Origin of the sequence: Streptomyces sp. SS7 (assembly GCF_037993025.1) — a bacterium.
Lineage (GTDB): Bacteria > Actinomycetota > Actinomycetes > Streptomycetales > Streptomycetaceae > Streptomyces.
In genome coordinates, this window is sequence record NZ_CP141223.1 from 586,064 (window position 1) to 598,456 (window position 12,393).

Annotated in this window: 10 protein-coding genes; 8 read left to right on the forward strand and 2 right to left on the reverse strand. The window is 74.2% G+C overall.

The annotated features are described in order from the left end of the window. Positions 1-78: 78 nt before the first annotated feature. The 5 genes from U5640_RS02675 (at position 79) to U5640_RS02695 (ending at position 8,002) form a co-directional block, all read left to right on the forward strand. Positions 79-1,995 (forward strand): phosphatase PAP2 family protein, encoded by a 1,917-nt coding sequence (locus U5640_RS02675; RefSeq protein WP_340374185.1) that lies wholly within the window; start codon positions 79-81, stop codon positions 1,993-1,995. A gap of 276 nt (positions 1,996-2,271) precedes the next feature. Beyond that, complete coding sequence (locus U5640_RS02680; protein WP_340384895.1) at positions 2,272-3,813, forward strand: glycosyltransferase family 39 protein; 1,542 nt, start codon at positions 2,272-2,274, stop codon at positions 3,811-3,813. Between the two features lie 97 nt (positions 3,814-3,910). Continuing rightward, the gene (locus U5640_RS02685) at positions 3,911-4,834 is read left to right on the forward strand and encodes a MurR/RpiR family transcriptional regulator (RefSeq protein ID WP_340374186.1); all 924 of its coding nucleotides are present in this window, start codon (positions 3,911-3,913) and stop codon (positions 4,832-4,834) included. Positions 4,835-5,160: 326 nt separating this feature from the next. Beyond that, complete coding sequence (locus U5640_RS02690; RefSeq protein ID WP_340374187.1) at positions 5,161-5,544, forward strand: hypothetical protein; 384 nt, start codon at positions 5,161-5,163, stop codon at positions 5,542-5,544. A 127-nt stretch (positions 5,545-5,671) separates the two neighbouring features. Continuing rightward, complete coding sequence (locus U5640_RS02695; protein ID WP_340384897.1) at positions 5,672-8,002, forward strand: SpoIIE family protein phosphatase; 2,331 nt, start codon at positions 5,672-5,674, stop codon at positions 8,000-8,002. Positions 8,003-8,036: 34 nt separating this feature from the next. Here the strand turns inward: U5640_RS02695 and U5640_RS02700 are convergent, their stop codons facing one another. Both U5640_RS02700 and U5640_RS02705 read right to left on the reverse strand, forming a co-directional pair. Continuing rightward, on the reverse strand, positions 8,037-8,972 hold the full coding sequence (locus U5640_RS02700) for a peptidoglycan-binding domain-containing protein (protein ID WP_340374188.1): 936 nt from the start codon (positions 8,970-8,972) through the stop codon (positions 8,037-8,039). 59 nt (positions 8,973-9,031) lie between these two features. Beyond that, complete coding sequence (locus U5640_RS02705; RefSeq protein ID WP_340374189.1) at positions 9,032-9,859, reverse strand: hypothetical protein; 828 nt, start codon at positions 9,857-9,859, stop codon at positions 9,032-9,034. Positions 9,860-9,990: 131 nt separating this feature from the next. Between U5640_RS02705 and U5640_RS02710 the strand changes: the two genes are divergently transcribed. From U5640_RS02710 to U5640_RS02720, 3 genes are all read left to right on the forward strand, one after another. Next, positions 9,991-10,839, forward strand: coding sequence for a bifunctional methylenetetrahydrofolate dehydrogenase/methenyltetrahydrofolate cyclohydrolase (locus tag U5640_RS02710; protein WP_340374190.1), 849 nt, complete (start codon positions 9,991-9,993; stop codon positions 10,837-10,839). A 106-nt stretch (positions 10,840-10,945) separates the two neighbouring features. Continuing rightward, positions 10,946-11,656, forward strand: coding sequence for a TetR family transcriptional regulator (locus U5640_RS02715; RefSeq protein ID WP_340374191.1), 711 nt, complete (start codon positions 10,946-10,948; stop codon positions 11,654-11,656). A gap of 157 nt (positions 11,657-11,813) precedes the next feature. Continuing rightward, entirely contained in the window at positions 11,814-12,230 is a 417-nt protein-coding gene (locus U5640_RS02720; protein WP_067254830.1) for a zinc ribbon domain-containing protein, read from the forward strand. Positions 12,231-12,393: the final 163 nt, after the last annotated feature.

Here is a 12,393-nt window from a genome sequence, read left to right on the forward strand (position 1 = left end):
TCACCAGGCCCACGAGCCGCACGTGATCACATCTCTCCCTCTGGCCCCACGGCCGAAGAACTCAAGAGAGGCACATCCATGCCGTCACCCGCCGGGCTCCACTCCACCTCGGCCGTGAACAGAAGGCGTTTCCTGAAGGTCTCCTTCGGCGGCTCCGCGGCCCTGGTCGCCGCGCCGACGCTGGTCTCCTGGCTGGGCGCGGCCGACGCCAAGGCCGCCACGAGCCCGCTGCCGTTCGTCGACGACTACAAGACGAACGTGCCGACCAACCTCACGCCCGAGACCAACGCCGTGGTGCGGGTCCTCGGCGGCTTCGCCCGGGTGTGGAAGACCGGATCGGCCTGGAACACCGGCACGCCGCTGCGGCCGGAGATCCTGCGCGCCAACATGCGCTACTGCGCCGCGCTCACCGGTGCGCGCACCGAGGCCCAGGGCCGGGAGGCGTTCGTCTACGACCGCCAGCACCAGAGCTACGCGATGATCGCGGGCCTCGGCCCCCTGTCCGGCCTGTACAAGGCCGGCGCCAAGGCGGTCACCTCGATCACCAGCGCCCCGGACACCACGCCCGCGACCACGATCAGCGACGCGGTGCCCGCCGACGCGCCCGCCGGCTCCGCGCTCGGCGCCGGGTCGTACACCTCCGACCTCGGCCAGGTCGCCAAGCTGGTCGACACCGTGCGCGGCCCGTACGCCTCCGGCAACCCGGGCAAGTACGCGTTCCAGTACCCGCGGCCGTGGCGCATGAACGAGAACAGCGAGGTCGTCGACACCGGGAGGACCGACGCGCTCGGCTACCCGGTCTACGACTCCGCGGTGGTCGTCGTGCCCCAGCTGCTGCGCCAGCGCAGCACCTCGCCGACCGACGACGGCGGTTTCCCGAGCGGCCACACCAACGCCTTCCACCTGGCGGCGCTGGCGTTCGCGTACGCCGTGCCCGAGCGGTTCCAGGAGCTGGTGACCCGCGCCCTGGAGCTCAGTCACACCCGCATCATGTCCGGCATGCACTCCACGGTCGACGTCATGGGCGGCCGCATCATGGCCACCGCGCTCGCCGCGGCCACCCTCGCCGACCCGGCCAACGCCGAGCTGAAGGCCGCCGCCCGCGCCCAGGCCCTCGCCTACTTCACCGGGACGACCGGGACGACGGCCGACACGCTGTTCGCCTACGCGCACGCGGACCCCTCGGACCCGTACGCCGACCGGGAGGCCAACCGGCGCGCCGCCGAGCCGCGGCTGACGTACATCCTGGAGCGCCAGGGCCGCAAGGAGCCGCTGACCGTGCCCAAGGGCGCCGAGGTGCTGCTGGAGACGCGCCAGCCGTACCTGAGCGCCGAGCAGCGCCGCGCGGTGCTGCGCTCCACCGCGCTGCCCTCGGGGTACGTCCTGCTGGACGGCTTCGAGCAGTGGGGCCGCCTCAACCTGTTCGCCGCCGCCGACGGCTACGGCGCCTTCGAGTCCGACGTGACGGTCACCCTGGACGCGGCGAAGGGCGGTTTCCACGCGGCCGACGCCTGGCGCAACGACATCGAGGGCGGGGGCTCCCTGACCAAGCGCGGCTCGGGCACCCTCACCCTGACCGGCCACAACCGCTACCACGGCGGCACGGTCGTGCAGGAGGGCACGCTGGTCGCGGGCCACGCGAACGCGCTCGGTCAGGGCGACGTCCGGCTCACCGGCGGCACGCTGCGCGCCGGGCAGCCGGTGCGGGTCCGCGGCACCTGGACGCAGTCGAAGGGCGCGACGCTGGAGCTGCCGCTGCGCCGTGACCACAGCGCCGCGCTCACCGTGTCGGGACGGGTGACCCTCGGCCAGGGCTCGGTGCTGTCGCTGCGCCTGGACGACAAGCAGCCCGCCCGTGCCGGGGACGTCGTCCCGGTCATCGACGGCTGCGCGCTGCGCGGCCAGTTCGACACGGTCGAGCTGAACTCCGCCACGCTGCGCGCCGTACCCGTGTACACGGCGGACGGTCTGTCGGTACGACTCCTGAAGCGGTAACGCCCCCGGAGGCGGGAGCTGGTGCACAGTGGCCCCGTGGCCACCGCGGACCGCTCCCGCCGTCGCCCCTCGGGCGACGCCGCGGGGCGCACGATGAAGCACACCCAGCGCACGGACACGGACACGGTCCCGCGACCCGGCACCGGCACCGGCACCGGCACCGGCACCGGCACCGGCACCGGCACCGGCACGACGGTGGCACGCCCGCGCCGCGCTGCCCCGGTCCGCCGCAGACCCTGGCCGGTGCCGCTGTTCGTGGTCCTCCTCCTCGCCCAGATGGCCGCGGCGATGGTGACCACGGCCGTGCAGCAGACGCCGACCATCGACGAGCCGGTCTACGTGGCCACGGCCGCCGGCTATCTGCACGAGCACCGGATCCGGTACAACCCCGAGCACCCGCCCCTGGGCAAGCTGGTCGTCGCGGCCGGTGTGGCCCTCGCCGACCCGCACGTGGACCCGCGCTTCAGCGGCGACCAGACCGCCGCGGGCCGCCATCTGCTCTACGAGTCGGGCAACGACCCCTGGCGGTTGATGCTGTGGGCGCGGCTGCCCGTGATCGTCCTGACGCTCCTGTTCGGGCTGGTGGTGTTCGCCTTCGCCCGTGATCTCGCCGGTCCCGTCCCCGCCCTGGCCGCGCTGGCCCTGTACGCCTTCTCCCCCGACGTGATCGCGCACGGCTCGCTGGCGACGCTGGACGTGCCCGCGGCCGGTTTCCTGCTGACCGCGGCCTGGCTGCTGTGGCGGGCCCACCGCACCGGGCGGACCCGGCTGTACCTGCCGCTCGCCGGGGCCGCGCTCGGCGCCGCCCTCGCCACGAGGATGAGCGCCCTGCCCGCCGTACCGGTGTGCCTGGCGCTGGCGGCCCGGCCGGTGGGGCCGCGCCGGGTGCGCCGGGCCGCGGCCGCGGCGGGCGTGGTGGCGGTGACCGCCGTGGCAGTCGTCTGGCTGGCGTATCTCGCGGTGGACCCCCGGCTGCGCTGGGACCCGCGGCAGGCGCACGTCCCCGTGGTGCACGGGCTGCACGGGCTGCGCGGGCTGCTGGTGCGGCTGCTGCCCCTGCCGGAGGCGTACCGGGACGGCATGCGGATGCAGTTCGGGCTGGAGAACCAGTCCTGGTCGGGGTTCCTGTTCGGACACGTGTACTCCGGGTCGCGCTGGTACTACCTGCCGGTCGCCCTGGTGGTGAAGACCCCGCTCGGCATGCTCGCGCTGTGGGCGGCGGGCGCTGCCGCCCTGGTGGCGGTACGGCGGCTGCGGCCCGCGGCGCCGTACGTCCTGGTCCCCGCGGCGGTCCTGCTGGCCTCGGCGATGACCGGGTCGCGGAACTTCGGCACCCGGTACGTGGTGTTCCTGCCGATGTTCCTGGCGGTGGCCGGCGGCTGCGTCCTCGCGGTGCGGTGGCGGTGGCGGCGGGTGGTGACCTGGGCGCTGGTGGCCTTCGTCGCCGTCAGCTCGCTGCGCACGTTCCCCTATTACCTGCCGTACTCCAACGAGGCGTTCGGCGGCCCGGCGCGGACGCATCTGCGGCTGCACGACTCCAACGTGGACTGGGGCCAGGACCTCGGCCGGCTCGCGGGCCGGCTGCGCGGACGGTACGCGGGCGAACGGGTCTGGCTCGTCTACAAGGGCAGCGGAGTGCCCTCGTGGTACGGCATCCGCGCCTCCGATCCCCGGCGCGCCCCGCTGCGCTCGGTGCACGGGGTGCTGGCCGTGTCGGACTCTGCGGCGGCCCGGGCCGGCAGGCGGCTCGCCCGGCTGATCCGGTCCAGCCACGAGGTGGACGAGGTCGGCCACTCGATCACGATTTACCAGCGGTGAAGGCCTGCGGGTGTGCGACCGGCGGCAGCTCGGGCACGCTGTCCCGCACGCTCCGTGAGCTATGTTGAGCTGCGTGGGAGACAAAGGAGGCGCACCGGTGCCATCGCCCCAACAGGCACGCGCACAGGCATCAGCGATCACCTCGGGCAAGACGGATCCCGAAGCGGAGGTGTCCCCGACCTCCCGGCTCCGGGCCCTCTTCGACGGGCCCCAGCTGTCCCCGGGACAACGACGCATCGCCCAGTACCTGATCGAGCACATCACCGAGGCGGCGTTCCTGTCGATCACCGACCTCGCCGACCGGGTGGGGGTCAGCCAGCCCTCGGTGACCCGGTTCGCCGCCGCCGTCGGCTTCAGCGGCTACCCCGCGCTGCGCGAGAAGCTCCAGTCGATCGCGCTCGGCACCCTGGCCGGCGGCCCCGCCGCGGACGAGGCGAACCGCGCCAACGAGCTCCAGGCCGCGGTCGACGCGGAGATCGAGAACCTGGAGAACCTGCGGCGGGACCTGTCCGACCCGGACCGGGTGATCGAGATCGGGCGGGCGCTGTCCCAGTCGACGCCGCTGACCATCCTGGGCCTGCGGATCTCGGCCTCGCTCGCCGAGTACTTCGCCTACGCCGCACGCCGGGTCCACCCCGACGTCCGGCTGGTGACCCGGGGCGGCAGCGTCGCCTACGACGCGCTGCTGCAGTCCCGGGAGGCGGGCGGGACCTGGGTGCTGGCGTTCTCGATGCCCCGGCACGCCCAGGAGACGCTGACGGCGGTACGGGTCGCGCGCAGCGCCGGACTGAAGGTCGCGCTGATCACCGATCTGGCCCTCGGACCGGTGGCCGACGAGGCCGACGTCACCTTCGCCAGCGGCACCGGCTCCCGGCTGGTGTTCGACTCCTACGCCGCCCCCGGGGTGATGGCCGCCGCGCTGCTCCAGGCCATGACCGACGCGGGCCCGGAGCGCACCCAGGCGCGGCTGGAGGAGTACGAGCAGATCGCCGAGCAGCACCAGTTCTTCCTGCGCGAGTAGGACGGCCGGCCCCGGACCGACGACCCTCCACGATCACCCCTCCCCCCTCCGTAAAAGGGCACAGGGATCATTGCGGGCACATCGCACATGAATGTTTTCATACGCCTTGCAAACCCGTCGGTATATATAAATACTGCTCACGGCCGCACCGCCCACTCAGGGCTCCTGTACGGGCACCCGAAGCCGTCGTCCCTACCCACGCCGGCGCCACAGGGTGCTCGGGGCGCCGCTCGCGCGAGCGCCCGTGGCGGCCTCGGTCATCCCCTGGACCGGGGCCGCCCCACACCCGTCGGACCACCCGTCCCGACGCCGCACACCCGGAAGCGATGACCATGACTCTGACGACGACGCAGCGCATCAGCCCGGACTGGCCGTGCCAGGTCAAGACCCCCGGCAGCTACGACTGGGAGCGTTCGGCCGCGAAGTGGCTGCGGGAGCTGGTGCCCGCCCGGTACGCGAGCTACCCGCTCATGCTGCGTCAGCCGGTGCTGCTCGGCCGTCACGCCCAGATCCAGGTCCAGCAGGAGATCCGGGTGGCCCGCACCGCCCTGCAGACCGCGCGCGCCGACCTGCCCCGGCTGGGCATGCCCGAGTCGGTCATCGAGCACACCATCAAGCTGTACGCCGCCGAGCTCATGCAGCTCCAGCACATCGCCCGCAGTGTCCGCTGCGTCACCCAGGCCCTGATCGAGTCCCACGCGGGCCGCTGAGCCGAGGCGGACGCCGGCCCGTCCGTGACGTCGGCGCAAGGGCCTGATCGCAGCCGCACACCTGTGCCATGCTCGATGCGTGACGAGCGAATCCGCGCTGCCCCCGGAGTCGGGCGAGACACCCGACATGGCCGCCCTCACCCGGGTCGTGGCACGCCAGCGCGCGGAGATGGACCGGCTCCAGGAACTGGCCGCCACCGCGGCCGTCCGGGAGCGGGCCAAGGGCGCGGTCATGGCGCGGCTCGGCTGCTCCCCCGACGCGGCACAGGAGGAACTGCAGCGCCGGGCGAAGGCCGCCCGGCGGACCCTCCTGGAGGAGTGCTGGCTCACCCTCGGCTCACTGACCGCGCGCACCGCCGCCGAACCGCACCCCTCCGCAACCCCACCGCACGAGGGGCCGGACGAAGCGCACCCGGCCCCCGACGAGGCCGACTCCTCGGCCCTGGCCCGGTTCGCCCGGGCCCTCGTGCGGGTCGGCACCCCCCAGGACCTCGCCCGCTGTGTGCTCGACCGGCTCGCCGCCGACGCGGACGCCGACGCGGTCATGCTCTACGCCCGGCTGCCCACCGGCGGGCTGGAACTGGTCGGGCACGCCGGGATCGACGAGACGCTCGCCCTGCAGTGGGGCCGGGTGCCGCCGCTCGCCGGGATCGCCGCGCTGGAGACGCTGAGCACCCACGAGGCCCGCTGGCTGGAGGACCCGGCGGCGGACCAGGAGCGGTACCTGCTGATCGGGGGCGCGTCGCGGTGGGGCTCCCGCGCCTGGCTGGCGGTGGGCACCGGCGAGCCGGCCGAGGTGGCGCTCGGCGTGCTGCGCCGCCGCACGGGCCCCTTCCCGGCCGCCGTACGCGCGCATCTGCAGGCCGTCGCCCGGCTGTGCGCGGGACCGCTGCACACGTTCGGGGTCCGGCGGGAGCCGGCCGTCGGTGCCGCCGCGGACGCCGTGCAGACGGTGTTCGACCGGCTGCCGGTCGCCGCGGTGCTGCTCACGCCGGTGCGCGGGCCCTCGGGTGCCGTCGAGGACTTCCGGATCGAGGCCGTCGCCGCCGGTACCTCCGACGCCGTCGGCCGCGCCGGGCGCGAGCTGCGCGGTCTGCGCTTCCTGGAATGCTGGCCCACGGCCGTGGACGAGCCGCTGTGGCAGGGGTGCCTGAAGGCGCTGGAGGGCGAGGAGCCCTACGAGAGCGAGCCGTTCGCCCGGCAGCAGAGTGTCGCCGGGGTCAGCGAGCTGGCCACCTACGCGGCGCGGGTGGCCCGGCTGGGCGACGGACTGGTCGTCAGCTGGGTGCGCCACGACCCCTCGGACCGCCAGGAGCAGCGGCTGGCGGACGTGCAGCGGCTCGGCCGGCTCGGCTGGGCCACCTGGAACCTGACCACCGGCGAGGGAAACTGGTCCGCCCAGGTCTACGCCCTCCTCGAACGCGACCCCGCGCACGGACCCGTCCCGCTGACCCGGCTGCCCGGCTTCGCCCTGCCCGAGGACGTGCCCGCGCTGGCCCGTGCCGTCGGCGAGCTGGTGCACGAGGGGAGACCGTGCGACGTACCGTTCCGGGTCGCCGCCCGGGACGGCGTCCGCCATCTGCGGGCGGTCGCCGAGGCGGTGACGGACGCCGAGGGCACCCCCGTCGAGGCGCACGGCTTCCTCCAGGACGTCAGCGCCCAGCGCAGCGCCGAACTCGCCCTGCTCGCCAGCGAACGCGCGATGCTCACCCAGCAGGGCGCGCTGACGGCCGAGCGCACGGTCGCGGCCCGGCTCCAGGACGCGCTGCTGCCGCTGCCGAAGGAGCCCGTACGGCTGGCCGGACTGCGCGTCGACATCGCCTACCTGCCCGCGCAGTCGGGGCTCAACGTGGGCGGCGACTGGTTCAGCGCCATCCAACTGCCGGACGGAGACGCCCTGTTCGTGGTGGGTGACGTCACCGGGCACGGTCTGGACGCCGTCGCCTCGATGGCCCTGCTGCGGTTCACCGCCAAAGGCATGGTGATCACCGGCTCCTCGCTGACCGGGGCGCTCTCCCGCCTCAACGCACTGCTGCTGCACTCCCGGGACCCGCACGGGACGGCGACCATGGTCCTGGCCCGCTACAGCCCCGCCGGGCGGCGGCTCGTGTGGGCCCAGGCCGGGCATCCCCCGCCGCTGCTGCTGCGCTCCGGCGAGGCCCGCTACCTCGAACGGCCGCACGGCATGCTGCTCGGCGCCCGCGACACCCCGCGCTACGCGGAGGCGGAGTGCCTGCTCGCCCCGGGCGACCGACTGGTGCTGTACACCGACGGTCTGGTGGAACGCCCCGGGGAGAGCATCGACCTGGGCCTGGAGCGGCTCGCCCGCGCCGCGGCGGCCCCCCACCCGGACGGCCCGGTGCCGCTGGAGCGCCTGCTCGGCGCGCTGCCGGGACCGGAGGGCCGGGACGACGTGTGCGTCCTGGACATCCAGGTGCCCCTGGACGCCGCCGACTGACCGGACCGGTCCCCCGTCGGCCCGGTCGCCGGTGTCAGCCGCCGGTGCGTGACTCCAGCGCCTGCCGGGTGTCGTCGCCGTACACGCCGTCCTCGTCGCCCCGGATGCCGTACCAGAGCTGGAAGCGGGCCACGGCCTCCGTGAGGGTGGCGTCGTACCGGCCGTCGGTGGGGCCGTCGCGGTACACGTCGGGGATCTTCAGCAGCCGCTGCTGGAGGTCGGTCACCTCGGGGCCGCTGTCGCCCTCCCGCAGCGTGCCGGCGCCGTCGGGGTCGGCCGACGGCGAGGAGGTGTCCGGCTGGGTGGCGCTCGGCTGCGGCCGGACGGTCTCCGCCGCCGCCTCGCCGCCGCGGCCCGGCACCAGCAGGGCACCGGCGAAGCCGACGAGCGCCGCGGCGCACACGCCGACCGCGATGGCGGCCCGGCGCAGCCCGTTGCCCGGCCCCTCGGCGTCGCGCCGCCCGCGCGCACCGCGCGCCGCCGGCGCCGCGGGGTGCGCGCCGGTGCGTCCCCGAGGGGGCCCGTAGGGGCGGCCGGCGGGGCGAGTGGGGCGCGATCCGTACGAGGGCCGCTCAGCCGGACCCGCCGAGGCCGCGGCGGAAGGGTGCTCGCCCCACCCCGCCGGCGCCGCGGCGCCCCGGTCCGCGGCGGGCTCGGACGGGGACCGCTCCTCCGCCCAGTCCTGGCCGGCGACCGGTTCCGTCGCCGGTCCCGCGGGGTCGTGGGCGTCGGCCGCGGGGACGGCATCGGTCCAGTGCCCCACCGGCGGGAGCCGCTCCGTCGCCGGTTCGTCGGTGCCGTCCGGCAGCCCCTGCATCGGGATCGACTCGTAGGAGACCGGTTCCTTGGTCAGCTCGGTCATCTCGCGGAACAGGTCCGCCAGGGCGTCGGTGTTGCGGGGCCTGAGAACCCGGATGGGCTCCACGACCTTGCGCTCCTGCGGTTGTCCGGGTTCGGCCGGTGTCGGCACCCTGGTCTCCCTCCGTTCCGTGTCCCCGGGGAGAGATACGGGCGGACGGGCGGACGGGTTCAGCCGGTCAGGAAGCGGCGCAGCGAACGCGCGGTCGCCGCGACGAAGGCGTCCCGGGCGCCGTCGTCGAGGACGTCCAGGGAGAGATAGGGGTTGAGGTCCTCCAGTTCGACGAGGAGCAGCTCGCCGCCGGGGGCGCGGCAGGCGTCGACGCGCTGGATGCCGTACGCGAGGGTGTTCCACTCGATGAAGCGGTGGGCGAACTCCAGGTCGGCGGGGGTCGGCTCGTAGGGCTGCAGCTCCCAGCGGCGGCCGGGGTCCGGGGCGTACAGGGCGTACTGGAAGTCGTGGTCGACGAAGTAGAAGGAGACCTCGTAGGCGAAGTCGACGCACGGCTGGACGAGGACGGTGCCGTCGGCCAGGGCGGGCAGGTCGTCCTCGGTGACGGTCCTGAGGCCGAGGGAGTCCGCGCCCAGCTTGGGCTTGACGACGTACCGGCCGGCCGCGGGCAGGCGGTGCAGGTCCTCGGCGCGGTCGACGGTGGGGATCACCGGGTACCCCTGGGCGCCGAGGTCGAGGAGGTACTGCTTGCCGGCCATGTCGGCGCGCCCGGTGAGCGGGTTGTAGACGCGGACGCCGTCGTGCAGGGCGCGCTCGCGGAAGGCGTCGTAGGCGTCCTGGTAGCCGAGGACGGGGCCGCTGTTGCGGACCACCACGGCGTCGAACCCGGCCATCAGGGCCGCCGCGTCCAGGGGGTGGCACAGGGCCAGGTCGAAGTCCGCGCGCAGCAGGGAGGTGAGCCGGACGTCCTCGTCGCCGTAGCGCCGGCCGCGGGCCGGGTAGGCCAGGTCGGTGACGTAGAGGAGACGGGGACGGGCGGACGGCACGGGGGCTCCTCGGGCTGGGCGGCGGTGCCGAAAGGTTACGCCGGGGCGGTGGGTGCTCCTGCGGGGAGGGGGACGCGGGGGTCGTACGATGACAGGACCGTCGTTTCTCTCCCGAAGGGCTCGTCCACTCCGTGACCACCGCAACTCTTCTCGACGGCAAGGCCGCCGCGGCCGACATCAAGAACGAACTCGCGCTGCGTGTCGAGGCGCTCAAGGAGCGCGGCATCACCCCGGGGCTGGGCACGATCCTCGTCGGCGACGACGCCGGCAGCCGTTCCTACGTGGGCGGCAAGCACCGCGACTGCGCGCAGGTCGGCATCGCCTCGATCCGGGTGGAGCTGCCCGCCGACGCCTCCCAGGCCGATGTCGAGGCCGCGGTGCTGCGGCTGAACACCGACCCGGCGTGCACCGGCTTCATCGTGCAGCTCCCGCTGCCCGCGCACATCGACACCCATGCCGTGCTGGAGCTGATCGACCCGGTCAAGGACGCCGACGGGCTCCACCCGACGAACCTGGGCCGGCTGGTGCTGGGCATCCCCGGGCCACTGCCGTGCACCCCGCGCGGCATCATCGATCTGCTGCGCCGCAACCACGTGGAGATCACCGGGCAGCAGTTCTGCGTGATCGGCTGCGGTGTGACCGTCGGCCGTCCGCTGGGCCTGATGCTGACGCGCGCCACCGAGCACGCCACGGTGACCCTGTGCCACGAGGCGACGCAGGACACCGCCGCGCACGCCCGGGAGGCGGACGTGGTCGTGGCCGCCGCCGGGGTGGCCCATCTGGTGCGGCCGGACTGGATCAAGCCGGGCGCCACCGTGCTGTCGGTGGGCCTCACCCGCACGGTCGAGGGCGTCCTCGGTGACGTGCACCCCGATGTCGGCGATGTCGCCGGCTCCTTCGCCCCGCCGATCGGCGGCGTCGGCCCGATGACCCGGGCGATGCTCCTGACGAACGTCGTCGAGGCGGCCGAGCGGCTCTGAGCCCCTGCCGTCCCGGCACACCGTGCCAGGCACTCAGTTCCCTGCCCGGGGGAAAAAGGAGGGAACTGAGTGCCATCGCAGCGCCCCGGGTGTTACGTTCCCGTCCATGAGCGCCACTGAGAAGGCGGAGGCCAAGCCGCCCATGCGGGACGCCCTGGTCGCGGCGGCCTTCCGGCTGTTCCTGGAGCGGGGCTACGAGCAGACCACCGTCGACGACATCGTGGCCCTCGCGGGCGTCGGCCGGCGGTCGTTCTTCCGCTACTTCCCCTCCAAGGAGGACGTGGTCTTCCCCGACCACGAGCGGTGCCTGGCCGACATGACCGCCTTCCTCGCCGCGAGCGAACCGGACGCGGAGCCGGTCCGGCGCGTGTGCGACGGCGCCCGGCTCGTCCTGCGGATGTACGCCGAGAACCCCTCCTTCTCGGTGCAGCGCTACCGGCTCACCAAGAAGGTGCCCGGGCTGCGCGCGTACGAGCTGTCGGTGGTGTGGCGCTACGAGCGCGCCCTCGCCGAGTACCTGCGGGGCCGCTTCGCCGGCGGGGCCGACGGCAGCCTGCGGGCCGATGTGATCGCCTCGGCCGTGGTGGCCGCGCACAACAACGCCCTCAGGTCGTGGCTGCGTTCGGACGGCGAGGGCGACGCGACCGCGACCGTGGACCACGCGCTGGGCTATGTGCAGGCGGCGTTCGGCGCGGCGCCCGCGCCCGCACACCCGCCCGCCGAGCAGCCCGAGGACGTGGTCGTGGTGGTCTCGCGGCGCGGGGCGCCGCTGTGGCGGGTGGTGCAGGAGATCGAGACGACGCTCGGCCGGAGCTGAATCAGCTCCGCTCCCTCATCAGGGTACGCGGTACCTTTACCTGTGGCACTCAGTGCCATACGCTGTGGCCGTGCACGGTGGCACGGCGACCGGGCACATCCGTGCACGGCCGGGCCGCGCACGGGGGATTCCGGCCCAGGGCAGGGAGTTGACCAGCGTGTACCACTACTCAGGAAGCGCCGTTCAGCGGGCAGCCGGCTCCTCCGCGGGGCTGCTCGACCGCGCGAAGGCCGACGGCGAGGCGATCCTCTTCCAGCGCTGCACCTGGTGCGGCACCGCCATGTACCACCGGCTGCTGTGTCCGGTGTGCCAGGGCAGCGACCTGCGCACGGAGCGCAGCGAGGGCGTCGGGACGGTCCGCCACGCCACCGTCGTCCACCGCAACACGCCCTCCGCGCGCAATGTGTCGCTGGTCGAGATGGCCGAGGGGTTCGTCGTACGGGGCCGGGTCATGGGCCCCCTCATCGGCATCCACAGCGGCGATCGCGTCCGGCTCTCCACCGTGAAGGACCCGGTCCGCGGCGAGCCGGTGTTCCAGTTGGTCGACGAGCCGTACCGGGGCTGGCACCGCTAGCGCCGGACAGCGCGGCGACACGCACCCGATGGCTCAATTCCGGTCATTCACAGGCCGGTTCGCTCCTCACAGGCAACCCACAGGTCCCTGATCGCCTCCTTGCAGGCGTGAGGTGCTCCCGGAACGGACGGGAGACGCCCACGCACGAAGTGTGAGGAGGGAC